The organism is Salmonella sp. SJTUF15591 (assembly GCF_043356435.1).
GTDB lineage: Bacteria > Pseudomonadota > Gammaproteobacteria > Enterobacterales > Enterobacteriaceae > Salmonella > Salmonella enterica.
In genome coordinates, this window is record NZ_JBEUJO010000006.1 from 1 (window position 1) to 22,478 (window position 22,478).

Genomic DNA, 22,478 nt, shown 5'->3' on the forward strand with positions numbered 1-22,478 from the left:
AAATTAACCTGTTTCAAGGCCTACGACATTCGCGGCAGGCTGGGCGAAGAGCTCAATGAAGATATCGCGTGGCGGATTGGCCGCGCTTACGGCGAATATTTAAAACCGAAAACCATCGTGCTGGGCGGCGACGTGCGCCTGACCAGCGAGGCGCTGAAGCTGGCGCTGGCGAAAGGGTTACAGGACGCGGGCGTCGACGTGCTGGATATCGGTATGTCCGGCACCGAAGAGATTTACTTCGCCACCTTCCACCTCGGCGTGGACGGCGGTATTGAAGTGACCGCCAGCCATAACCCGATGGACTACAACGGCATGAAGCTGGTGCGCGAGGGCGCCCGCCCGATAAGCGGCGACACCGGTCTGCGCGACGTTCAGCGTCTGGCGGAAGCGGGCGATTTCCCGCCGGTGAACGAGGCCGCGCGCGGCAGCTACAGACAAATCAGCCTGCGCGACGCCTACATCGGCCACCTGCTCGGCTATATCAGTGTTAACAATCTCACCCCGCTGAAGCTGGTGGTGAATTCCGGCAACGGCGCGGCGGGGCCGGTCATTGACGCCATCGAAGCGCGTCTGAAGGCGCTGGGCGCGCCGGTGGAGTTCATCAAAATCCACAACACCCCGGACGGCACCTTCCCGAACGGCATTCCCAACCCGTTGCTGCCGGAGTGTCGCGACGACACCCGCAAGGCCGTTATTGAACACGGGGCGGACATGGGCATCGCCTTTGACGGCGACTTCGACCGCTGCTTCCTGTTCGATGAGAAAGGGCAGTTTATCGAGGGGTACTACATCGTCGGGCTGCTGGCGGAAGCGTTTCTGGAAAAACACCCGGGGGCGAAGATTATCCACGACCCGCGCCTGACCTGGAACACGGAGGCAGTGGTGACGGCGGCGGGCGGGACGCCGGTGATGTCAAAAACCGGACATGCCTTTATCAAGGAGCGGATGCGTACGGAGGATGCCATTTATGGCGGGGAAATGAGCGCGCATCACTATTTTCGTGATTTTGCCTACTGCGACAGCGGGATGATCCCGTGGCTGCTGGTGGCGGAGCTGGTGTGCCTGAAGGGACAGTCGCTGGGTGAGCTGGTCCGCGACCGGATGGCGGCGTTTCCGGCGAGCGGGGAAATCAACAGCAGGCTGGCGGAGCCGGCGGCGGCCATTGCGCGGGTGGAAGCGCACTTTGCGGAAGAGGCGCAGGCGGTGGACCGCACGGACGGCCTCAGCATGTCATTCCCGGACTGGCGTTTCAACCTGCGCTCGTCAAACACCGAACCGGTGGTGCGCCTGAATGTGGAATCGCGCGGCGACCAGTATTTGATGAGGGAGAATACTTATAGAATTTTAGAATTTCTTAGAGATAGCTAAATGGAAAAGCGTATTTATATAAATACCATTGCTAATTTATGTGGGGTTTTTTGGCAGGGAGCTATAATTCTTTTAATGGCTCCTTTTTACCTGAAGTTATTAGGGAAAGAACAATGGGGTATGGTGGCTGCATGTTTATCCTTACAAGGGATATTATTACTGCTTGATGCAGGAATGTCACAAGTTATGCCAAGGGACTTTGCACAAAAAAAACAGAATATTAAAGAGATATATTCAAACTATATAGCTTTATATTTTTTGATTGCGCTTTGTGCTGTGTTTTTCTTGTATTTTTCTGCAGAGGCTATTGCTGAAAAATGGTTTAGATTGGATGCTTTTTCTGCAAAGCAACTTGAACTCGCTATAAAAATTTTTGCAGGGCAGTTTTTTTTCCAGTTTTGCAATAACGTTAATTTGGCATATTGGAATGGGAATGAAGAGCAAGTAAAAGCAAACTTATCGCAATGTATATTCATTTCTTTGAAAAATATTACAGCAGTAATTTTAATTCTAAACGTTAGCCGACAAACATATATTTATGTATTATCTTTCTTCCTAATTGCTATGATTGAGTTTATCTGTAATTTTTCTTTTATCGTATCAAGGATAGGAGTGTGTAAACCGTCATGGGGAAAAATCAAAAGAATTATTATTACTAACTATAAAATATCCTTAGGGATTCTGTTAGGCGTTTTTTCTTCACAATTAGATAGAATATTTATGTCAAGGTTTTTAAGCATTCAAAACTTTGGCTTGTATGTTATGACTATGCAATTTGGACTTGCGTTATTGCAGTTACAGTATCCAATGGTTAAAGCAATATTACCTCATATCGCAAAAATTGGCGATACAACTAAGTTGGGATTATATAAAACAATAGCTTTTTTTTGTGTCTTAATGCCATCTTGCATATTATTTTTTTGGGCAAAAGACATACTTTGGTTATGGAGTCATAATATTGAAGTTGTAGAGTATGGAGTTATTATTGTCAAAATTTTGAGCGTTGCTGTGCTGATAAACTTTTTTTATAACTTTATTCACGTTAAGTTAATTGTTGAAAATAGAGGTGGGGTGATATTTATTTCGCAACTTTTGATTATTATTATTAACTCTATTTTCCTAATATTGTTTTCCCCAAAAATTCATGAGGTGGCTGGAGCATTATCATGGATGATTAATTTTAGCATAGTCTTATTATGTGGTTTGTTTTTTCTCCATAAAGGAAAAAAAGATAATTAATGCATATTGGAAAAGGTTGGGAATTTAGTATCACATTTGCTTCGAAAACTAAATAATTAGATTTATTTTTAATCATATACAAATTATATTAAAAAATAAAATCTTAAAATAAGCATGATATGAGATATTTTTATCTCCGAGGTGATAATGAGAGAAATAATAATACCTAAAAATGATGACTTCAGAACTGTATTTAATCCTGTTATTTTAATAACTGTTTCTGTTGTGCTTAATACCATTTTTCAAATAAAAACAAGCGAAGAGGTATGGAATTCTTTTAATATATTTAATTTTAATCCTGATAATAATGTTCTAATCATTACCTTGTTTTTTTTCTTTTTCTTTTTAATCGGTGCGTTTTCATCGTATTGCTTTCTTTATAATAAGATAAATTTCCCCCCTAGAAATGAGTATATTATTTATAACTTTAAAAAATATGATGTCTTTTTTAAAGTTATCCTCTTGATGAATGTTATTACATTTTTAATAACCCAATATTTCATGGGGAATGCAAATATAATAAACATCTATATATTAGGAGGGGTTAACGCTCAGCTTATAGAGTCAAAAATAGCTTCCTCACCACTAGGCATACATGGTATCTCTTTACTTCTTGGGTATTTCGGAATTCTAATGTATGGTATGGCAAGATTATTGAATGATAAAAGGCCAATAGTCTTAATTAGTCTTATTATTATTATTATAAAATTTATTAGTTACGCCAAGCTACAATCGTTACTTTATGTTTTCTTAGGGCTAATGTTATATTCTCCGAAAAAAATATCTTTTACAAAAGGAAGTTGTGTTGCGATTTTTACCATCATACTTTTTTCGGTTACGAGAATTATTAGAAATCCTGATCAAGATTTATCGTTTAACTTTGAATTTATATTAAGATTTATTGGTGGTTTTTATTTTGGTTCTCCTATAGTCAACTTTAGTTATATTGTACAAAATAATATAAGCGACATTTTTTATTTTTTTAATTGGTTTTTACCTCAAAAAATAATACCTGCCTCAACTATTAGTTTATATTTTCCTGATAGTACATCTCCTATTGGTCTTGTAGGAAGTTCCTATGTATCATTAGGTTTTTTTAGTTTCGTTTATGCTTTTTTTATTGGTTTTATAGCACAGTATATTTTCCTGAAAAGAAATAGAACACCTTTTTCATATATATTCCAGCCGTTCTTGGTTATGGCGTGTTTATTTTCGATGATGTATAATAATTTTGTCAATATGAATTTTTTTATACTTCCGTTAATTTTTACTGTTTTTTTAGTTAAAAGAATTTTACGTGCTAAAAGGATATAAATTGGCATGATATCAGTTATTATGTGTGTTAATAGGTTTGATTTATATGTAATGCCTGCAATTAATAGCATATTGAATCAGACTTTTAGAAACTATGAATTAATTATTATTGCTAATGGTAAGGATGCAAGTGAAATAGCTACTACTTTGAAAGAAAAGATAAATAGTAATCAACAAGTTAAAATAATTGAAACATGTATCGGGCAACTAGGTTTCTCTCTAAATCTTGCAATATCGCGATCAAAGTATGATATTATAGCAAGAATGGATTCGGATGATATATCTCATCCTGAGCGTTTAGAGAAACAAATAACATATCTTGAAAAGAATAATCTCGATTTAGTTGGTACGGCAATCAATTTAATTGACGAGAATGATACTTTCTTAGGTCTTAGATCCTATCCTCAAAAAAATGCGATCTTCAAAAAGATAATTTTTAAAAACCCCTTTGCTCATCCTTCGGTAATGTTTAGAAAAGATTTTTTCCTGAAACATAGAGGTTATAGTGGAGGGTTTAATTCTGAAGATTATGATCTTTGGTTAAGGATGCGGGATTCAATTCCACGTTGGGATAATATGGATGAGCCTTTATTAAATTATCGCATACATTCAAACTCGACCCAAAAATCGAAACTTGCATATTATGAATGTGCGAGTTATTCGTTACGAGAATTCTTAAAGAACAGAAAAATGATTAATTTTATTGCCTGCATTTATCATTTCTCTAAAGCCCTAATAAAATAAGGATTTAACTGTGTATAGCTGTCTTTCTGGTGGTTTAGGTAACCAAATGTTTCAATATGCAGCTGCTTATATTCTTAAGCAATATTTCCAGAGCACTACATTAGTGTTGGATGACAGTTATTATTATTCTCAACCGAAAAGGGATACTGTACGATCTTTAGAACTGAACCAGTTTAACATAAGCTATGATAGATTCAGTTTTGCGGATGAAAAAGAAAAAATTAAGTTGCTTAGAAAATTTAAAAGAAATCCATTTCCTAAGCAAATATCAGAAATTTTATCCATAGCTCTCTTTGGGAAATATGCTCTCTCTGATAGAGCTTTTTACACTTTTGAAACAATAAAAAATATTGATAAAGCATGTTTATTTTCATTTTATCAGGATGCAGATCTACTCAATAAGCATAAACAGTTAATTTTACCTTTGTTTGAACTACGGGATGATCTTCTAGATATCTGTAAAAACTTAGAGCTATATTCCTTGATTCAGAGAAGCAATAATACAACTGCGTTACACATTCGCCGTGGAGATTATGTAACAAATCAGCATGCGGCTAAATATCATGGTGTGCTGGATATAAGTTATTACAACCATGCTATGGAATATGTAGAGCGTGAGCGAGGTAAACAAAATTTTATTATCTTCTCTGATGATGTTCGATGGGCACAGAAAGCCTTTTTGGAGAATGATAATTGTTATGTGATAAATAATAGTGACTATGATTTTAGCGCCATAGATATGTATCTTATGTCTTTATGTAAAAACAATATTATAGCAAATAGTACCTACAGTTGGTGGGGAGCTTGGCTGAATAAGTATGAAGATAAATTGGTTATTTCACCTAAGCAATGGTTTTTGGGAAATAACGAAACATCTTTAAGAAATGCGAGTTGGATAACGCTTTAATTAAGGCGTAACTTAATAAATAAGGCGGGAATTTGTAACTGTAATACTATTGATTTTTAAGTTAACATCTAAGCCACATTTCAAGCCGCGCTCTCGTCGCGCGGTGACCACACCTGACAGGAGTATGTAATGTCCAAGCAACAGATCGGCGTCGTCGGTATGGCAGTGATGGGGCGCAACCTCGCGCTCAACATCGAAAGCCGTGGTTATACCGTCTCCGTTTTCAACCGCTCCCGTGAAAAGACCGAAGAAGTGATTGCCGAGAATCCCGGCAAAAAGCTGGTGCCTTATTACACGGTGAAAGAGTTTGTTGAATCCCTCGAAACGCCTCGTCGTATCCTGTTAATGGTGAAAGCGGGCGCAGGTACTGATGCAGCTATCGATTCGCTGAAACCGTATCTGGAAAAAGGCGATATCATTATTGATGGCGGTAACACCTTCTTCCAGGACACAATCCGTCGCAATCGCGAGCTGTCTGCGGAAGGTTTTAACTTTATCGGTACCGGTGTTTCCGGTGGTGAAGAGGGCGCGCTGAAAGGGCCATCTATCATGCCTGGCGGTCAGAAAGATGCCTATGAACTGGTGGCGCCGATCCTGACGAAGATTGCTGCTGTGGCGGAAGATGGCGAACCGTGCGTGACCTATATCGGCGCCGATGGTGCTGGTCACTACGTCAAGATGGTCCACAATGGTATTGAATATGGCGATATGCAGCTTATCGCTGAAGCTTACTCCCTGCTGAAAGGCGGCCTGAACCTCAGCAATGAAGAGTTGGCGAACACTTTTACCGAGTGGAATAACGGCGAGCTGAGCAGTTATCTGATCGACATCACTAAAGACATCTTCACTAAAAAAGATGAAGACGGAAACTACCTGGTGGATGTCATTCTTGATGAAGCCGCCAACAAAGGGACCGGTAAATGGACCAGCCAGAGCGCGCTGGATCTGGGCGAACCGCTGTCGCTGATTACCGAATCCGTCTTTGCGCGTTACATCTCTTCGTTGAAAGCACAACGTGTTGCAGCATCTAAAGTGCTCTCCGGGCCGAAAGCGCAACCGGCAGGCGACAAAGCGGAATTTATCGAGAAAGTGCGTCGCGCGCTGTATCTTGGCAAGATCGTCTCCTATGCGCAGGGCTTCTCGCAGCTACGCGCCGCGTCTGATGAATATCACTGGGATCTCAACTACGGCGAGATTGCTAAGATTTTCCGTGCGGGTTGTATCATTCGCGCTCAGTTCCTGCAGAAAATCACCGATGCTTACGCAGAAAACGCTGGTATTGCCAATTTGCTGTTAGCGCCTTACTTCAAGAAAATTGCTGATGAGTACCAGCAGGCGCTGCGTGATGTTGTGGCTTACGCGGTGCAGAACGGCATTCCGGTGCCGACATTCTCTGCGGCAGTGGCCTACTATGACAGCTATCGCGCCGCAGTACTGCCAGCTAACTTAATTCAGGCGCAGCGTGACTACTTTGGTGCGCACACCTATAAACGTACTGATAAAGAAGGTGTTTTCCATACCGAGTGGTTGGAATAATTTCTGCAAAATGTTTAAGCCCGGTTTAATACCGGGCTTTTTTTTATCTCTATTCTTATTGATTTATCGCTTTTGCTTAATATTAACTTAATAATCTGTGTTTATCGTAATGAAGATAATCTGAATTGTTTTCGTCTGCGTTGCACTTTATATACTCAGGCGTTAAAACTTTAATATCTTATCAGGATGCGAAATACATCATGATTCATAATTAAGTTAATTCTGAGAGCAAATAATGAAAATCACGATATCCGGGACGGGTTATGTTGGCTTGTCTAATGGTTTGCTTATTGCACAACACCATGAAGTGGTGGCGTTAGACATTGTTCCTTCCCGTGTTGAACTGTTAAATGATCGGATATCTCCGATTGTTGATAAAGAAATTCAGCAATTTTTAAAGGAAGATAACATCAGATTCAGGGCAACGCTGGATAAGTTTGATGCGTACCAGAATGCAGATTACGTCATCATTGCTACGCCTACGGATTACGATCCCAAAACCAACTATTTTAATACGTCCAGTGTGGAATCGGTCATTCAGGATGTGATCAGCATCAACCCCGCAGCCGTGATGATTATTAAGTCTACGGTGCCGGTTGGCTTCACGGCGGCAATGCGTCAGAAGTTTGCGACAGAAAATATCATTTTCTCTCCGGAGTTTTTACGTGAAGGTAAAGCCCTTTACGATAACCTTTATCCCTCCCGTATCGTGATTGGGGAACAGTCTGAACGCGCCAGAGAATTTGCCGCATTACTCCAGGAAGGCGCTATTAAACAGCAGATTCCGACGCTGTTTACGGACTCCACTGAAGCGGAAGCCATTAAACTTTTCGCCAATACTTATCTCGCTATGCGAGTCGCTTATTTTAATGAATTAGACAGCTATGCTGAAACGTTAGGATTAAATACCCGACAAATTATTGAAGGGGTGTGCCTCGACCCGCGTATTGGCAATCATTATAATAATCCCTCTTTTGGTTATGGCGGATATTGTTTGCCAAAAGATACCAAACAGTTGCTGGCCAATTATCAGTCGGTGCCTAATAATATTATCTCCGCTATCGTTGAAGCAAACCGTACGCGTAAAGATTTTATTGCCGATGCTATCCTCGCCAGAAAGCCTAAAGTGGTGGGCATTTATCGCCTGATTATGAAGAGTGGCTCCGATAACTTCCGCGCCTCATCGATTCAGGGGATTATGAAGCGCATTAAAGCGAAAGGCGTAGAGGTCATCATCTATGAGCCGGTAATGGAAGAAGATACTTTCTTTAACTCACGTCTTGAACGTGATTTGCACTGCTTTAAACAGCAGGCGGATGTCATTATTTCCAACAGGATGGCGGCAGAGCTTTTGGATGTTGCTGAAAAAGTGTATACCCGCGATCTTTTCGGTAGTGATTAATAAGGCAATCGGGGCTGATGAGTCCCGATGATTTATTGACCATATGGAAATAATGTCTGATTTTTATCATTAATCCTATGGCATATATTTGCTTTATGACTACACTGTCTCCAGCTTCATCCTTTTTTTAGTTAGGGTATCTATGACAGTGGATAGTAATACGTCTTCCGGGCGTGGGAACGATCCGGAACAGATTGATTTGATTGAGTTATTGCTACAGTTATGGCGTGGGAAGATGACCATTATTGTAGCCGTTATTATCGCCATTTTGCTGGCCGTAGGCTACCTGATGATAGCCAAAGAAAAATGGACATCCACGGCGATTATTACCCAACCTGATGCCGCGCAGGTTGCCACCTATACCAACGCGCTCAACGTCTTGTATGGCGGGAATGCCCCCAAAATCTCTGAAGTGCAGGCGAATTTTATAAGCCGCTTTAGCTCTGCGTTTTCCGCATTATCGGAAGCGCTGGATAATCAGAAAGAGCGGGAAAAGCTTACCATTGAACAGTCGGTAAAAGGGCAGGCGCTGCCACTCTCGGTTTCTTATGTGAGTACTACCGCTGAAGGGGCGCAGCGTCGGCTGGCGGAATATATCCAACAGGTGGATGAAGAGGTCGCTAAGGAACTGGAAGTTGACCTGAAAGATAACATCACGCTGCAAACCAAAACGTTGCAGGAGTCCCTTGAGACGCAGGAAGTTGTGGCGCAGGAGCAAAAAGATCTGCGTATTAAGCAAATCGAAGAAGCGTTGCGCTATGCGGATGAGGCCAAAATCACGCAGCCGCAGATTCAGCAAACCCAGGATGTTACCCAGGACACGATGTTCCTGTTGGGGAGCGATGCGCTAAAATCGATGATACAGAACGAAGCGACGCGTCCACTGGTCTTTTCTCCGGCCTATTACCAGACGAAGCAGACACTGCTGGACATTAAAAATCTGAAAGTGACTGCCGATACGGTGCACGTCTATCGTTATGTGATGAAGCCGACGCTGCCGGTCCGTCGCGATAGCCCGAAAACAGCCATTACCCTCGTGCTGGCTGTGTTGCTGGGCGGGATGATCGGTGCCGGGATTGTGCTGGGGCGCAATGCGCTACGTAGCTATAAGCCAAAAGCCTTGTAAGCTTCTTTGCCGGATGGCGGCACAAGTGCCTTATCCGGCTACGAAAGGTAAAATTTCTCACTAAAAAACCGGGCATTGCCCGGTTTTTTTACGCTTATTGATGACGCTTACGAAGATTGTCGATCACGGTGGTGAGGTTGAGATCCTGATCCTGCAACAGCACCAGCAGGTGGTACATCAAATCAGACGCTTCATTGGTTAATTCAAAACGATCATTGACGGTGGCCGCCAGCGCGGTTTCCACACCTTCTTCGCCAACTTTTTGCGCAATACGTTTGGTACCGCTGGCGTACAGTTTCGCCGTGTAAGAGCTGGCCGGATCGGCGGTTTTGCGCTCTGCCAGTAGCTGCTCCAGTTGATACAGGAATAACCACTGATGGCTGGCGTCGCCAAAGCAACTGCTGGTACCTTTGTGGCAGGTCGGCCCGACAGGGTTTGCCAGCACCAGCAGTGTATCGTTGTCGCAATCTGCCGCAATGCTGACGACATTCAGCACATGGCCTGAGGTTTCGCCTTTGGTCCATAAACGCTGTTTCGTGCGTGAGAAGAACGTGACATGGCCGGATTCAATGGTTTTGTCCAGCGCTTGTGGGTTCATATAGCCCAGCATCAATACTTCGCCGGATACCGCATGTTGCACGATGGCTGGCATCAGGCCATCGGTTTTTTCCCAGTCCAGCTCGCGGCGTTGTTGCTCTGTTAACATATCCTGATCTCCACGCCCTGGCCTGCCAGGTACGCTTTTAATTCGCCAATATTGATGATTTGCTTGTGAAAAACGGAGGCGGCAAGCGCGCCGTCGACATCGGCATCACGGAATGCCTCAAGAAAGTGTTCCATCGTGCCCGCGCCGCCGGAGGCGATCAGCGGCACGCGGCAAACGTCACGGACTTTTTTCAACTGCGTCAGATCGTAACCGTTACGCACGCCGTCCTGGTTCATCATATTCAGGACGATTTCCCCCGCGCCGCGCTGTTGTACCTCTTGCACCCAATCCAGCGTCTCCCACTGCGTCACGCGGGTACGGTTTTCATCGCCGGTATACTGGTTAACATGATATTTCCCCGTGGCGTCGTCAAACCAGGTATCAATCCCGACGACAATGCACTGTACGCCAAAACGGTCAGCCAGACGGGTAATCAGCGTTGGGTCAGCCAGTGCAGGGGAATTGATAGAGATCTTATCCGCCCCGAAAGAAAGAATTTTGGCGGCGTCGTCAATTGACCGGATACCGCCCGCTACACAAAACGGAATGTCGATCTCCTCGGCAACGCGCGCCACCCAGCTTTTATCGACTACGCGGCCATCGCTGGAGGCGGTAATGTCATAGAACACCAGTTCGTCCGCGCCTTCGTCGGCATAGCGTTTGGCCAGCGGAACGATATCGCCAATGATCTCATGGTTGCGAAACTGTACGCCTTTCACCACCTGACCATCACGAACATCCAGACACGGAATTATACGTTTTGCCAGCATTGGATGGCCTCCTTAACGGTAAATTTCCCTTCTAACAGCGCGCGCCCGACAATCACGCCGCGCACGCCGGTGCCGCGCAGGGCGGCAATATCATCGATATCGCCAATACCGCCGGAGGATTGAAAGGCGATCTGCGGATATCTGGCGCATACCTCTTCGTACAGCGAAACGTTAGAGCCCGCCAGCGTGCCGTCGCGAGAAATATCGGTACACAGTACATGTTTCAGGCCGACGGGGAGATAGGTCTCCACCAGTTGTTCCAGCGAGACGCCGGAATTTTCCTGCCAGCCGCTAACCGCCACCTGCTTGGTGCCGTGTTCGTCTATGCGAACGTCCAGCGCCAGCACCAGCGCCTGCGCGCCAAAACGTTCAAACCAGCCTTTCACCACGTCAGGGGATTTCACCGCCGTTGAACCGATGACCACACGGGCAACGCCAGCTTTCAGTAATGCCGCAACGTCTTCTTCGGTACGCACGCCGCCGCCGACCTGAACAGGTACGTTCACGCCCGCGACCAGGGTTTTAATCAGCGGTATCTGTCGCTTATCCGGATCTTTAGCGCCGGTCAGATCTACCAGATGCAGCACCCCGGCGCCCTGGGCAGCGTAATCCTGTAAACGAGGCAGGGGATCGTTACCGTAATCCCGCTGCCGGGCGTAGTCGCCCTGGTGGAGACGCACCACGGTGCCGTCAATTAAATCTAATGCCGGAATAATCATTACATCTCCAGGAAGTTTTTCAGCAACTGTGCGCCCGCCGCGCCCGAACGTTCCGGATGGAACTGTACGCCGAAGAAATTATCTTTCTGTACCGCCGCGGTAAACGGCTCGCCGTAATTGCACTGGGCGATAGTCCACGGGTTGACCGGCATCGCGTAGCTGTGAACAAAGTAAAAATAGGCGCCATCTTCAATGCCCTGAAACAGCCGGTTGCCCGCCTGCGGATACACGCGATTCCAGCCCATGTGCGGCAGCGGCAGACCAAAGTCGGTCATTTTCGGCACGTCTTGTTCGATAATGTTCAGCAGATCCACGCCGCGCGTCTCTTCGCTGCGACGACCCAGCAGTTGCATCCCTAAGCAGATACCCAGTACCGGCTGAGTACACGCTTTAATTAAGTCGATCAGTTCACGTTCGCGCAGTTGATCCATAGCGGCCTGCGCCGTGCCGACGCCGGGTAGAAAGAGTTTGTCAGCGCGTAATACGATTTCCGCTTCGCGGCTGACCACTGGGGTGTAACCGTGGCGCGCCACGGCGGATTTTACCGAGCTTAAATTGGCGCAGCCGGTGTCAAGGATGACGACGTTCATCACAGCACTCCTTTCGAGGACGGTAATGTATCGCCCTCCACGCGAATAGCCTGGCGTAGCGTCCGACCAAAGGCTTTAAACAAACTTTCGACACGGTGGTGATCGTTCTTACCCTTAGTCTTGAGATGCAGAGTGACGCCCATCGTGTAAGAGAGTGAGCGGAAAAAGTGTTCAATCATCTCTGTGCTCAAATCGCCCACACGCTGGTAGGTAAATTCAGCTTTATATTCCAGATGCGGACGACCGGAAATATCCAGCGCGCAGCGCGCCAGACATTCATCCATCGGCAGGACAAAGCCAAAACGGCAGATACCGCGCTTGTCGCCGAGTGCCAGTTTTAATGCCTCACCGAGCGCCAGTCCGGTATCTTCTACCGTGTGGTGATCGTCGATATAGAGATCGCCCTTAACGGTAATCTCCATGCGAAAGCCGCCGTGGGTGGCGATTTGATCGAGCATATGGTCAAAGAAGCCGACGCCGGTATTAATCTTGCTGTTGCCTTCGCGATCCAGCCAGACGCTGACATCAATCTGTGTCTCTTTGGTGTTGCGGACCACATGCGCATAGCGATCGCGTTTCGTTAGCTGTTCGCCAATCATCGTCCAGTTCAGCGTTTCACGGTGATAGCGTAAACCAGTAATGCCCATATTATCAGCGAGCTGGATATCGGTCGCACGATCGCCGATCACATAGCTGTTGGCGCTATCCATCGCTTGTTCCGCAAGATAACGCTCCACCAGCTTTACTTTGGGCTTGCGGCAGTCGCAGTCGTCTGCGGGCAGGTGAGGGCAGATTAGCACCTCATCAAAGCATACGCCCTGAGAAGTGAAAATCTGCATCATCAGGTTGTGCGGTCCGTCGAAGTCCGCCTGCGGGAAGCTTTGCGTGCCAAGTCCATCCTGGTTAGTGATCATCACCAGCTTAAAACCGGCTTTTTGCAGCTTCAGCAATACGGGAATCACCTCTGGCTCAAAGGCCAGTTTATCAAAGCGGTCTACCTGAAAATCGCTCGGCGGTTCGGAAATTAAGGTTCCGTCCCGGTCGATGAAAAGATACTTCTGACTCATACTGGCTCCGCACGTAAGGCGTCAATGACGCGCTGGTTTTCCTGGCGGGTGCCGACCGTAATCCGCAGGCAGCCGCTTAAAGAAGGTTGTTTATTCTGATCGCGTAAGATAATGCCCTGATCCCATAAGGATTTAAACACGCTGCTGGAGGCGGTAAACCGCGCCAGAATATAGTTGGTTTCAGAGTCAAAGACGTGTTCTACGCAGGCGGTCTGTTGCAGGGCATTCACCAGATACTGACGTTCCTGCACTGTCTGCGCCACGCGATCGCGCATTGCGTTTATTCCCTGCGGACTCAGCGCCTGGGCGGCGATATCCGCCACTGGCGTAGAAAGCGGATAAGGGGCGATCACTTTTAACAGCAGGTTGATCACCTCTTCATTAGCCAGCGTAAAGCCGCAGCGCAGACCCGCCAGCGCAAAAGCTTTCGACAATGTGCGCAGGATAACCAGATGAGGATATTCAACCAGCCAGCCTGCCAGCGTGGCCTGCGGGCAAAACTCAATATAAGCTTCGTCGGCGACGACTATCGCTTTACCGCGTGTCAACTCCAGCAGCGTGCGTAGATCCTGCGGGTTGATAAGTTGCCCGGTGGGGTTATTGGGGCTACAAACGAATACCACTTTTGTGCCGTCAAGGTTGTCGGAAATCCCCTGTAGATCCAGCTGCCAGTTTTCAAGCGCGGGAACCGTCCGGCGCTCTACGCCAATGGTTTCGGCGCTGACGCTGTACATACCGTAAGTGGGCGGACAGTAGAGAATGGCGTCTTTCCCCGGTTCGCAGAAGGCGCGGATCACCAGTTCGATCCCTTCATCCGCGCCGCGGCTGACCAGCACCTGCTCCGGCTTTACGCCAGCATATTGCGCGTAGTTTTCAATCACGGCCTTTGGCTGGCATTCCGGGTAGCGGTTAAGCGTTTGTTGGGTGAGCTGAAACTCCACCGCTGTCGGGAATTCATTCGCGTTCAGCCAGACATCGCCATTACCGCCCAGACGGCGGGCGGACTGATACGGTACCAGGTTGCGGACATTTTCACGGGCTAAGTCAGCGACGCTGAGAGTGTTTTCAGTGCTCATGCTTGCTCCTTGAGGGCGTTTACGCGCAGGGTCACGGCATTTTTATGGGCGGTCAGACGTTCTGCCGCCGCCAATGTTTCAATGGTTGATGCCAGAGCGGAAAAGCCCGCTTTCGACAGTTCCTGAACGGTCATCCGTTTCTGGAAATCCGCTAACCCAAGGCTGGAACAGGTAGCAGTATAGCCATAGGTCGGTAAAACATGGTTGGTTCCGGAAGCGTAATCACCGGCGGATTCCGGCGACCAGTCGCCGAGAAATACCGAGCCTGCGCTGGTAATCGCATCCACCAAATCGCGCGCATTGCGCGTCTGGATGATTAAGTGTTCCGGCCCATACTGATTAGAGATGGCGACGCACTGCGCTAAATCTTTGGTCACAATCAGACGACTGGCGCTCAGGGCCTGCCGGGCGGTGTCCGCGCGCGGCAGCTCCGCCAGTTGACGTTCTACCGCCTCCGCCACCTTGCGGGCAATGTCAGCATCAGGCGTCAGCAGAATCACCTGGGAATCCGGACCGTGCTCAGCCTGGGAGAGCAGGTCAGACGCGACGAAATCCGGTGTTGCGCCGCTGTCGGCTATCACCAGTACTTCAGACGGCCCGGCTGGCATATCGATAGCCGCGCCGTCGAGGCGCTGGCTGACCTGACGCTTGGCTTCGGTTACAAAGGCGTTGCCGGGGCCAAAAATTTTATCCACTTTCGGTACGGACTCGCTGCCGAAGGCCAGAGCGGCAATCGCCTGCGCGCCGCCGACGTTAAAGATTTCCTGCACGCCACACAGTTGCGCCGCATAGAGGATTTCATCAGCGATGGGCGGCGGCGAGCACAGAACCACGTTCTGACATCCCGCAATACGCGCCGGCGTCGCCAGCATCAGCACCGTTGAGAAGAGCGGAGCCGAGCCGCCGGGAATATACAGACCGACAGACGCGACGGGACGCGTAACCTGCTGGCAACGCACGCCTGGCTGGGTTTCCACATCTACAGGCGGTAGCGTCTGCGCGGAATGGAACGTTTCAATATTTTTGACGGCAGCGGCCATCGCCTGTTTTAATTCGTCGCTCAGACGCGCGCCGGCGGCGGCGATCTCTTCAGGGGTAATGCGTAGCGCTGTCACTTCTGTTTTATCAAATTTAGCGCTGTATTCACGCAGGGCATCGTCACCGCGCGTTTTTACATTATCCAGAATATCGCTGACCGTCCGGGTAATACTGTCAGAGGCGGAAATCGCCGGACGCGTCAGCAGCGCACGCTGCTGTTCAGGGCTACAGCTGTTCCAGTCAATCAGGGTATTGAAGCTCATGGTCTTTACTCCATCACAGGGTTCCGCCTTATCCGGCCTACAGAACCCAAAATATCAACGCATTACGTAGGCCTGATAAGCGCAGCGCTATCAGGCGTCAGATCACTCCATCATCTTCTCGATCGGCAGTACCAGAATCGAGCTGGCGCCAAGCGCTTTCAGTTTCTCCATGGTTTCCCAGAACAACGTTTCGCTGCTGACCATGTGCATCGCCACGCGCTGTTGCTCGCCCGCCAGCGGCAGAATTGTCGGCCTTTCGGCGCCTGGCAGCAGGGCGATAACCTCTTCCAGGCGTTCACTTGGCGCGTGCATCATGATGTATTTCGATTCGCGCGCCTGAATCACGCCCTGAATACGGGTCAGCAATTTATCGATCAGCTGTTGCTTGCTCTGTGCCATCTCACCGTCGCGCTGAATCAGACAGGCTTTAGAGCGGTAGATAACTTCGACTTCACGCAGGCCGTTAGCTTCAAGCGTCGCGCCGGTAGAGACCAAATCGCAGATAGCGTCGGCCAGCCCCGCGCGCGGCGCGACTTCGACAGAACCATTTAACAGACACGATTTAAAAGAGACGCCTTTCTGGTCGAGGTAGCGTTTGAGGAGGTGCGGATAAGAGGTAGCGATACGTTTACCGTCCAGCGCGGCCGGGCCGTCCCAGGCTTCGTCAACCGGCGTTGCCAGCGATAAACGGCAGCCGCCGAAGTCAAGACGGCGCAGGGTAAAATAGCGCGGATCTTCGCCCTGCGCGCGGCGGTTGAGTAGCTCTTCTTCCAGCACGTTCTCGCCGATAATGCCGAGATCGACCACGCCATCCATCACCAGACCCGGAATGTCATCATCACGTACGCGCAGGATATCAATCGGCATGTTTTCCGCCATCGCAATCAGGCGCTGAGTGTGTAAATTAATTTTTATGCCGCAGCGGGCCAGCAATTCTCGTGAATCATCGCTTAAACGGCCTGATTTCTGAATAGCTATGCGTAAGCGGGTGTTGTCTAACATTCTGCGTTCCTCTTTATCCTGTCTGAACCGGTCTGTATCGCGCGCCAAAAAAAAGCCCCCGGAAGATGATCTTCCGGGGGCTTTCTCATGCGTTCATGCACCACTGGAAGATCTGAATGTCTTCCAGCACACATCGCCTGAAAGACTAGTCAGGATGATGGTGATGATGGTGGTGTTTAAATTGAACGCGTGTCATAAAAATTCCGATGAATGCTTATTCATTTGATACCTTTTAACCTAAACCACTTTTACGCCTTAAAGCAAGCGCTTTTTTCATTTCGCATTTATAGTATGAATTGTCAGTCACGGCGGGCTGGCGTAGCCTTATGTATAAGGCGTTAAAGTCAGGAGAAAATGGATGAAAAAGGTCGCAATTGTCGGTTTAGGTTGGTTAGGCATGCCGCTGGCAATGTCGCTGGCAGCGAGAGGCTGGCAGGTTACCGGCAGCAAAACCACCCTTGACGGGGTGGAAGCGGCCCGTATGAGTGGAATTGAAAGCTATCCGCTGCGTCTGGAGCCGGAGTTGGTCTGTGAGGCGGACGATCTTGACGCTCTGCTGGATGTCGATGCGCTGGTGATAACACTGCCCGCGCGCCGTAGCGGTCCGGGAGAGGATTTTTATCTGCAGGCAATGCAGGAGCTGGTCGACAGCGCGCTGGCTTATCGTATCCCGCGTATTATTTTTACCAGTTCGACGTCTGTTTACGGCGATGCGCAAGGCGTGGTGAAAGAGAATACGCCGCGTAATCCGGTCACGGCCAGCGGGCGTACCCTGAAGGAACTGGAAGATTGGCTGCATAATCTGCCGGGCACGTCAGTAGATATTCTGCGGCTGGCGGGGTTGGTCGGGCCTGGACGCCATCCCGGTCGTTTCTTTGCCGGAAAAACCGCGCCGGATGGTCAACACGGGGTCAATCTGGTGCATCTTGAAGACGTGGTTGGCGCAATTACCCTCTTGCTACAGGCGCCGAAAGGGGGGCACATCTATAATATATGTGCGCCGGCGCATCCAGCCCGCAACGTGTTTTATCCGCAAATGACGCGCTTGCTGGGAATGGCGCCGCCGCATTTTCGTGACGCACCGGACAACGGCAAAGGGAAGATTATCGATGGTAGCCGGATTTGTAATGAGCTGGGATTTGAATATCAATATCCCGATCCGCTGGTGATGCCGATGGAGTGAGTCGCTGTCCAGCAGGTGGTCGCCATATAGCGCAAGGGGACGAGTATGAAACCACTGCTGGACGTTCTGATTATTCTTGATGCGTTAGAAAAAGAAGGCAGCTTCGCGGCGGCGTCGGCAAAATTATTTAAAACGCCGTCCGCCCTCAGTTATACCGTTCATAAGCTGGAAAACGATCTTAATATCCAACTGCTCGACCGTAGCGGGCACCGCGCGCGATTTACGCGAACCGGTAAGATGCTACTGGAAAAAGGCCGTGAAGTGTTGCACACCGTTCGCGAGCTGGAAAAGCAGGCGATTAAACTGCATGAAGGCTGGGAGAACGAACTGGTCATCGGTGTGGATGATACCTTTCCCTTTTCTCTTCTGGCCCCGCTTATCGACGCTTTTTATCAACGCCACAGCGTGACGCGCCTTAAATTTGTCAATGGCGTTCTCGGCGGTTCATGGGAGACGCTGACGCAGGGAAGGGCGGATATCATCGTTGGCGCCATGCGCGCGCCGCCGCCTGACACCGGCTTTGGCTTTGCAAGACTGGGCGATCTTGAACTGGTGTTTGCTGTCGCTCCGCATCATCCGCTGGTTCATGAAGAGGAACCGCTTAGCCGCCAGACGATCAAACGTTTTCGCGCGATTGTGGTTGGCGATAGCGTCCATTCCTCGCGATCAATAGGGTCTGAACTGCTCGACGCTCAGGAAGCGATTACCGTGTTTGATTTTAAAACCAAGCTGGAGCTGCAAATTAGCGGCCTGGGATGCGGCTATTTACCGCGTTATCTGGCGCAGCGATTTTTGGAAAGCGGCGCGCTTATAGAGAAGAAAGTTGTAGCGCAAATCGTCTATGAACCGGTGTGGGTTGGCTGGAATGAACAGACCGCCGGGCTGGCCAGCGGCTGGTGGCGGGATGAAATTTTAGCAAATAATGCTATTGCTGGGGTGTATGCAAAATCGCCGGTTTAAAAATCAATCGCTTATGAAAAATAATTTTTTGAACGCGCTCGCATTCTCTTGTCATTTCACTTCAATTTAGGGCAGAATACGCCGCTTGCAAAAAATGACACTAACCGACGTTTTAATACGCGTCGGTTATTTTTTTGCTTCAAACACATCATTCAATACCAAGAGGCCGGGCTTCGTACCGGATAGATACTTACTTAAAAATCGACAGTTGTTGTCGCTGAGGAATCCAGAAAATGGGGCAATTTTTTGCTTACGCGACGGCATTCGCCGTAAAGGAGAATGACCATGTCGCATAACGTTACTCCAAACACCTCTCGCGTGGAATTACGTAAAACGCTTACGTTAGTTCCGGTTGTAATGATGGGTCTTGCCTATATGCAGCCGATGACGCTGTTCGATACATTTGGTATCGTTTCAGGCCTCACTGACGGTCACGTACCGACGGCGTATGCATTCGCGTTAATCGCGATTCTGTTTACGGCGTTGAGCTACGGGAAACTGGTGCGTCGCTACCCTTCCGCGGGTTCGGCGTATACCTATGCCCAGAAATCCATCAGCCCGACCGTTGGCTTTATGGTGGGTTGGTCTTCTCTGCTCGATTATCTGTTCGCGCCGATGATCAACATTCTGTTGGCGAAAATTTATTTTGAAGCGCTGGTGCCCTCCATTCCGTCATGGGTGTTTGTTGTGGCGCTGGTGGCCTTTATGACGGCCTTTAACCTGCGCAGCCTCAAATCGGTCGCTAACTTCAACACCGTGATTGTAGTGCTACAGGTAGTGCTGATTGCGGTCATTCTGGGCATGGTGGTTTATGGCGTATTTGAAGGCGAAGGCGCCGGTACGCTGGCGAGCACCCGTCCGTTCTGGTCCGGCGATGCGCACGTTATCCCGATGATTACGGGAGCGACGATCCTGTGCTTCTCCTTTACCGGCTTTGACGGCATCAGTAACCTGTCGGAAGAGACCAAAGATGCTGAGCGCGTGATCCCGCGTGCGATTTTCCTGACCGCGCTGATTGGCGGCCTGATCTTCATCTTTGCAACCTATTTCCTGCAATTGTATTTCCCGGATATCTCTCGCTTTAAAGATCCGGATGCGTCTCAGCCGGAAATCATGCTGTACGTGGCGGGTAAAACCTTCCAGGTGGGCGCGCTGATCTTCTCTACTATCACCGTGCTAGCTTCCGGTATGGCGGCGCATGCAGGCGTAGCGCGCCTGATGTACGTAATGGGGCGCGACGGCGTATTCCCGAAAAGCTTCTTCGGTTACGTTCATCCGAAATGGCGTACGCCAGCGATGAACATCATCCTGGTCGGGGCGATCGCGCTGCTGGCGATTAATTTTGACCTGGTGATGGCGACGGCGCTGATTAACTTTGGTGCGCTGGTCGCGTTTACCTTTGTTAACCTGTCGGTGATTTCGCAGTTCTGGATCCGTGAGAAGCGTAATAAAACGTTGAAAGATCACTTCCAGTATCTGTTCCTGCCGATGTGCGGCGCGCTCACGGTTGGTGCGTTGTGGGTTAACCTGGAAGAGAGCTCAATGGTACTGGGCCTGATCTGGGCGGGTATCGGGCTGATTTATCTGGCGTGCGTAACTAAAAGCTTCCGCAACCCGGTTCCACAGTACGAAGACGTCGCGTAATCGCACGTATTATCGGCAATAGTAAAACCGGAGGCAGTGCCTCCGGTTTTTTGTCATCCAGCATGTTTACCGGATGGTGGCGTCACTCTTTATCCGCTCTGGATTAACAATGCCCGTCAGGCATTGGTCAATTACACAATCTCGGTTGCGTACTGCCACAGTGATTTCAGCAACCCCAGCTTCGTTTTATCTTCCGCATACTGCTGAGAAAGCATCTGCAATTCATTGGCATACTGTTGTAAAAACTCCGGCGTCAGCACCTGACGGCGATGCTCCAGCCAGCGCTGCTGCTCTGCGTCATCCAGCGTACCGGGAAAATTGCGTGCGCGGTAATTAAACAGCAGCTTCTCAATGCGTTTATCGACAAAGGTAATGTCCAGCGCGGGCAGGTTACGCGGCTCGGTTTCGAGTACGATTTTCATGGCTGCGCGATCGGCATCGCTGAAAAAACCATCATAGAGCTGGGCATCAACGTTATCCGAGGCGGCAAAAGGTTCGGCTTCGGCGAAAATCGCCACCACTTTGTCGCGGACCTGCGGATTTTCACGCAGCACTTTCAGGTTATCCAGGCAATGCTGGCGGTTAATTCCCAGCCGGTCGGCATCCTCCGGGCGCAAGGTATTCGCCTGCGCCAGTACCGGACATTTATTGATATGCACCAGCTTTACCGGCACTGCGGCGTGATCGCCAAGATCGGCTTTGGCCGTATAAAGCCGCTCGCGAAGGGTGTCGCTGTCCAGCTCAAGAAGAGGAGAAATATCGCCTGCTAAATCGACCATGATCACCGCGTTACGGTTTTCAGGATGCCACGCCAGCGGCGCGACCCAGCTTGTATTACCGCGCCACGCGCCAAACATGCCGGAGACATGCACCAGCGGCTTCATTTGCGGGACGTCAATCAGCGCCGCCAGTTTATGTTTACTGCGGTGGCCATAAAGATAATCAAACAGCCGCGGCTGGCGTGTTTTCACCAGTTGCGCCATCGCAATAGTGGCGTAGACATCCGCCATCGCATCATGCGCGTTGCTGTGTTCGATCCCGTTCGCCTGGGTTAAATGTTCCAGACGAAAGCTGGGCAGGCCGTCGTCGTTTTCCGGCCAGTTAATTCCCTCCGGGCGCAGCGCATAACAGGCGCGCATGACATCCAATAGATCCCAACGTGAATTATCATGCTGCCAGCTCCAGGCGTAGGGATCGTAAAAGTTGCGATAAAAAATATTGCGCGTGACTTCATCATCAAAACGTACATTGTTGTAGCCCACAACGCAGGTTTTAGGAACGGTAAACAGCGCATGAATGCGTCTGGCGAAAGCGGCTTCGTTTTCTCCTTTCTCACGCGCTTCCTGCGGCGTGATGCCGGTAATCAGCACTGCGCCGGGCTGCGGTAGATAATCATCGGCGGGTTTGCAATAAAACACCTCCGGCTCGCCAATAACGTTGAAGTCGTTATCCGTACGGAGCGCGGCGAATTGCGCAGGTCTGTCGAGGGCCGGATGCGTACCGAAGGTTTCGTAATCGTGGAAGAGGAATGTGCTCTGTATGCTGTCGTTTTTAACTGTCACTTGATGTACACGCCTGATGTTATCTGTATATGAAATATTTTATTCTTTTATTTTGTCGTTGATTGATTGTATTTGTACACCAATTGATATTGTTGCTAATGTTGGTACATGCGATGGTGAGTACAAAATACTAAAATGATCATCAGCGACACTAAGCTACGCTCCCTCTATGGTAAACCATATTCCGGCCCATCTGAAATTACTGATTCTGATTTAGTACTGTATGGAATTTAGGCCAGGGTCAATCTGGCCGGGATCTCAA

General features: G+C 48.8%; 22 protein-coding genes, 1 pseudogene and 1 other annotated feature. Of the genes and pseudogenes, 13 read left to right on the top strand and 10 right to left on the bottom strand.

The window, feature by feature from the left end:
* The 8 genes from cpsG to wzzB form a co-directional block, all read left to right on the top strand.
* Positions 1 to 1,368, top strand: a 1,368-nt coding sequence (cpsG, locus tag ABVM99_RS14645) for a colanic acid biosynthesis phosphomannomutase CpsG (protein WP_393927044.1), incomplete at its 5' end; no start/stop codon positions are given.
* The gene (locus ABVM99_RS14650) at positions 1,369 to 2,607 is read left to right on the top strand and encodes a lipopolysaccharide biosynthesis protein (RefSeq protein WP_039520040.1); all 1,239 of its coding nucleotides are present in this window, start codon (positions 1,369 to 1,371) and stop codon (positions 2,605 to 2,607) included.
* 147 nt (positions 2,608 to 2,754) lie between these two features.
* Positions 2,755 to 3,921: a hypothetical protein gene (locus ABVM99_RS14655; protein ID WP_001206791.1), complete on the top strand. Its 1,167-nt coding sequence runs from the start codon at positions 2,755 to 2,757 to the stop codon at positions 3,919 to 3,921.
* A 6-nt stretch (positions 3,922 to 3,927) separates the two neighbouring features.
* Entirely contained in the window at positions 3,928 to 4,665 is a 738-nt protein-coding gene (locus ABVM99_RS14660; RefSeq protein WP_000626464.1) for a glycosyltransferase, read from the top strand.
* Positions 4,666 to 4,675: 10 nt separating this feature from the next.
* Entirely contained in the window at positions 4,676 to 5,572 is an 897-nt protein-coding gene (locus ABVM99_RS14665; RefSeq protein ID WP_020898969.1) for an alpha-1,2-fucosyltransferase, read from the top strand.
* 129 nt (positions 5,573 to 5,701) lie between these two features.
* On the top strand, positions 5,702 to 7,108 hold the full coding sequence (gene gndA / locus ABVM99_RS14670; protein WP_000043533.1) for an NADP-dependent phosphogluconate dehydrogenase: 1,407 nt from the start codon (positions 5,702 to 5,704) through the stop codon (positions 7,106 to 7,108).
* A gap of 235 nt (positions 7,109 to 7,343) precedes the next feature.
* Complete coding sequence (gene ugd, locus ABVM99_RS14675) at positions 7,344 to 8,510, top strand: UDP-glucose 6-dehydrogenase (protein WP_000704834.1); 1,167 nt, start codon at positions 7,344 to 7,346, stop codon at positions 8,508 to 8,510.
* 142 nt (positions 8,511 to 8,652) lie between these two features.
* Positions 8,653 to 9,636: an LPS O-antigen chain length determinant protein WzzB gene (gene wzzB, locus ABVM99_RS14680; RefSeq protein WP_023195129.1), complete on the top strand. Its 984-nt coding sequence runs from the start codon at positions 8,653 to 8,655 to the stop codon at positions 9,634 to 9,636.
* 94 nt (positions 9,637 to 9,730) lie between these two features.
* Here wzzB and hisIE read toward each other — a convergent pair whose 3' ends face one another.
* The 9 genes from hisIE to hisL form a co-directional block, all read right to left on the bottom strand.
* A complete protein-coding gene (hisIE, locus tag ABVM99_RS14685) occupies positions 9,731 to 10,342 on the bottom strand; it encodes a bifunctional phosphoribosyl-AMP cyclohydrolase/phosphoribosyl-ATP diphosphatase HisIE (protein WP_017441797.1) in 612 nt (203 codons plus the stop codon).
* On the bottom strand, positions 10,336 to 11,112 hold the full coding sequence (gene hisF / locus ABVM99_RS14690) for an imidazole glycerol phosphate synthase subunit HisF (RefSeq protein WP_023195128.1): 777 nt from the start codon (positions 11,110 to 11,112) through the stop codon (positions 10,336 to 10,338). Before hisF ends, hisIE begins: the two co-directional genes overlap by 7 nt.
* Positions 11,094 to 11,831 (bottom strand): 1-(5-phosphoribosyl)-5-[(5-phosphoribosylamino)methylideneamino]imidazole-4-carboxamide isomerase, encoded by a 738-nt coding sequence (gene hisA / locus ABVM99_RS14695; RefSeq protein WP_023195127.1) that lies wholly within the window; start codon positions 11,829 to 11,831, stop codon positions 11,094 to 11,096. The genes hisF and hisA overlap by 19 nt, the downstream gene beginning before the upstream one ends.
* Positions 11,831 to 12,421, bottom strand: a complete 591-nt coding sequence (gene hisH, locus ABVM99_RS14700; protein ID WP_001103591.1) for an imidazole glycerol phosphate synthase subunit HisH — start codon at positions 12,419 to 12,421, stop codon at positions 11,831 to 11,833. The genes hisA and hisH overlap by 1 nt, the downstream gene beginning before the upstream one ends.
* Positions 12,421 to 13,488, bottom strand: a complete 1,068-nt coding sequence (gene hisB / locus ABVM99_RS14705; RefSeq protein WP_000080044.1) for a bifunctional histidinol-phosphatase/imidazoleglycerol-phosphate dehydratase HisB — start codon at positions 13,486 to 13,488, stop codon at positions 12,421 to 12,423. The genes hisH and hisB overlap by 1 nt, the downstream gene beginning before the upstream one ends.
* Complete coding sequence (gene hisC, locus ABVM99_RS14710; RefSeq protein WP_023195126.1) at positions 13,485 to 14,564, bottom strand: histidinol-phosphate transaminase; 1,080 nt, start codon at positions 14,562 to 14,564, stop codon at positions 13,485 to 13,487. The genes hisB and hisC overlap by 4 nt, the downstream gene beginning before the upstream one ends.
* Positions 14,561 to 15,865, bottom strand: coding sequence for a histidinol dehydrogenase (hisD, locus tag ABVM99_RS14715; RefSeq protein WP_000009613.1), 1,305 nt, complete (start codon positions 15,863 to 15,865; stop codon positions 14,561 to 14,563). Before hisD ends, hisC begins: the two co-directional genes overlap by 4 nt.
* A gap of 102 nt (positions 15,866 to 15,967) precedes the next feature.
* Entirely contained in the window at positions 15,968 to 16,867 is a 900-nt protein-coding gene (gene hisG / locus ABVM99_RS14720; protein ID WP_000886600.1) for an ATP phosphoribosyltransferase, read from the bottom strand.
* 46 nt (positions 16,868 to 16,913) lie between these two features.
* Positions 16,914 to 17,037, bottom strand: a sequence feature (His leader region).
* Entirely contained in the window at positions 17,013 to 17,063 is a 51-nt protein-coding gene (gene hisL, locus ABVM99_RS14725) for a his operon leader peptide (RefSeq protein WP_001364200.1), read from the bottom strand. (Overlaps the previous feature by 25 nt.)
* A gap of 162 nt (positions 17,064 to 17,225) precedes the next feature.
* Between hisL and ABVM99_RS14730 the strand changes: the two genes are divergently transcribed.
* The 4 genes from ABVM99_RS14730 to plaP all read left to right on the top strand — a co-directional run bounded on the left by ABVM99_RS14730 (position 17,226) and on the right by plaP (position 20,654).
* Positions 17,226 to 18,050, top strand: a complete 825-nt coding sequence (locus ABVM99_RS14730) for an SDR family oxidoreductase (RefSeq protein ID WP_000754712.1) — start codon at positions 17,226 to 17,228, stop codon at positions 18,048 to 18,050.
* 45 nt (positions 18,051 to 18,095) lie between these two features.
* Complete coding sequence (locus tag ABVM99_RS14735) at positions 18,096 to 19,010, top strand: LysR family transcriptional regulator (RefSeq protein WP_000803316.1); 915 nt, start codon at positions 18,096 to 18,098, stop codon at positions 19,008 to 19,010.
* A 233-nt stretch (positions 19,011 to 19,243) separates the two neighbouring features.
* Entirely contained in the window at positions 19,244 to 19,306 is a 63-nt protein-coding gene (gene yoeI, locus ABVM99_RS14740) for a membrane protein YoeI (protein ID WP_096335044.1), read from the top strand.
* Positions 19,296 to 20,654: a putrescine/proton symporter PlaP gene (gene plaP, locus ABVM99_RS14745; RefSeq protein ID WP_001519005.1), complete on the top strand. Its 1,359-nt coding sequence runs from the start codon at positions 19,296 to 19,298 to the stop codon at positions 20,652 to 20,654. The genes yoeI and plaP overlap by 11 nt, the downstream gene beginning before the upstream one ends.
* Positions 20,655 to 20,785: 131 nt before the next feature.
* Here plaP and sbcB read toward each other — a convergent pair whose 3' ends face one another.
* Positions 20,786 to 22,216 (bottom strand): exodeoxyribonuclease I, encoded by a 1,431-nt coding sequence (gene sbcB / locus ABVM99_RS14750; protein WP_023194872.1) that lies wholly within the window; start codon positions 22,214 to 22,216, stop codon positions 20,786 to 20,788.
* Positions 22,217 to 22,351: 135 nt separating this feature from the next.
* Between sbcB and ABVM99_RS14755 the strand changes: the two are divergent.
* A pseudogene (locus ABVM99_RS14755) lies at positions 22,352 to 22,429 on the top strand (hypothetical protein); the annotation flags it as partial.
* Positions 22,430 to 22,478 lie beyond the last annotated feature (49 nt).

Excerpts from the sequence above, each read along its gene's own strand:
- ABVM99_RS14650 (WP_039520040.1), top strand. The coding sequence starts at position 1,369 with ATGGAAAAGCGTATTTATATAAATACCATTGCTAATTTATGTGGGGTT.
- ABVM99_RS14655 (WP_001206791.1), top strand. The coding sequence starts at position 2,755 with ATGAGAGAAATAATAATACCTAAAAATGATGACTTCAGAACTGTATTT.
- ABVM99_RS14660 (WP_000626464.1), top strand. The coding sequence starts at position 3,928 with ATGATATCAGTTATTATGTGTGTTAATAGGTTTGATTTATATGTAATG.
- gndA (WP_000043533.1), top strand. The coding sequence starts at position 5,702 with ATGTCCAAGCAACAGATCGGCGTCGTCGGTATGGCAGTGATGGGGCGC.
- ugd (WP_000704834.1), top strand. The coding sequence starts at position 7,344 with ATGAAAATCACGATATCCGGGACGGGTTATGTTGGCTTGTCTAATGGT.
- wzzB (WP_023195129.1), top strand. The coding sequence starts at position 8,653 with ATGACAGTGGATAGTAATACGTCTTCCGGGCGTGGGAACGATCCGGAA.
- hisIE (WP_017441797.1), bottom strand. The coding sequence starts at position 10,342 with ATGTTAACAGAGCAACAACGCCGCGAGCTGGACTGGGAAAAAACCGAT.
- hisF (WP_023195128.1), bottom strand. The coding sequence starts at position 11,112 with ATGCTGGCAAAACGTATAATTCCGTGTCTGGATGTTCGTGATGGTCAG.
- hisA (WP_023195127.1), bottom strand. The coding sequence starts at position 11,831 with ATGATTATTCCGGCATTAGATTTAATTGACGGCACCGTGGTGCGTCTC.
- hisH (WP_001103591.1), bottom strand. The coding sequence starts at position 12,421 with ATGAACGTCGTCATCCTTGACACCGGCTGCGCCAATTTAAGCTCGGTA.
- hisB (WP_000080044.1), bottom strand. The coding sequence starts at position 13,488 with ATGAGTCAGAAGTATCTTTTCATCGACCGGGACGGAACCTTAATTTCC.
- hisC (WP_023195126.1), bottom strand. The coding sequence starts at position 14,564 with ATGAGCACTGAAAACACTCTCAGCGTCGCTGACTTAGCCCGTGAAAAT.
- hisD (WP_000009613.1), bottom strand. The coding sequence starts at position 15,865 with ATGAGCTTCAATACCCTGATTGACTGGAACAGCTGTAGCCCTGAACAG.
- hisG (WP_000886600.1), bottom strand. The coding sequence starts at position 16,867 with ATGTTAGACAACACCCGCTTACGCATAGCTATTCAGAAATCAGGCCGT.
- ABVM99_RS14730 (WP_000754712.1), top strand. The coding sequence starts at position 17,226 with ATGAAAAAGGTCGCAATTGTCGGTTTAGGTTGGTTAGGCATGCCGCTG.
- ABVM99_RS14735 (WP_000803316.1), top strand. The coding sequence starts at position 18,096 with ATGAAACCACTGCTGGACGTTCTGATTATTCTTGATGCGTTAGAAAAA.
- plaP (WP_001519005.1), top strand. The coding sequence starts at position 19,296 with ATGTCGCATAACGTTACTCCAAACACCTCTCGCGTGGAATTACGTAAA.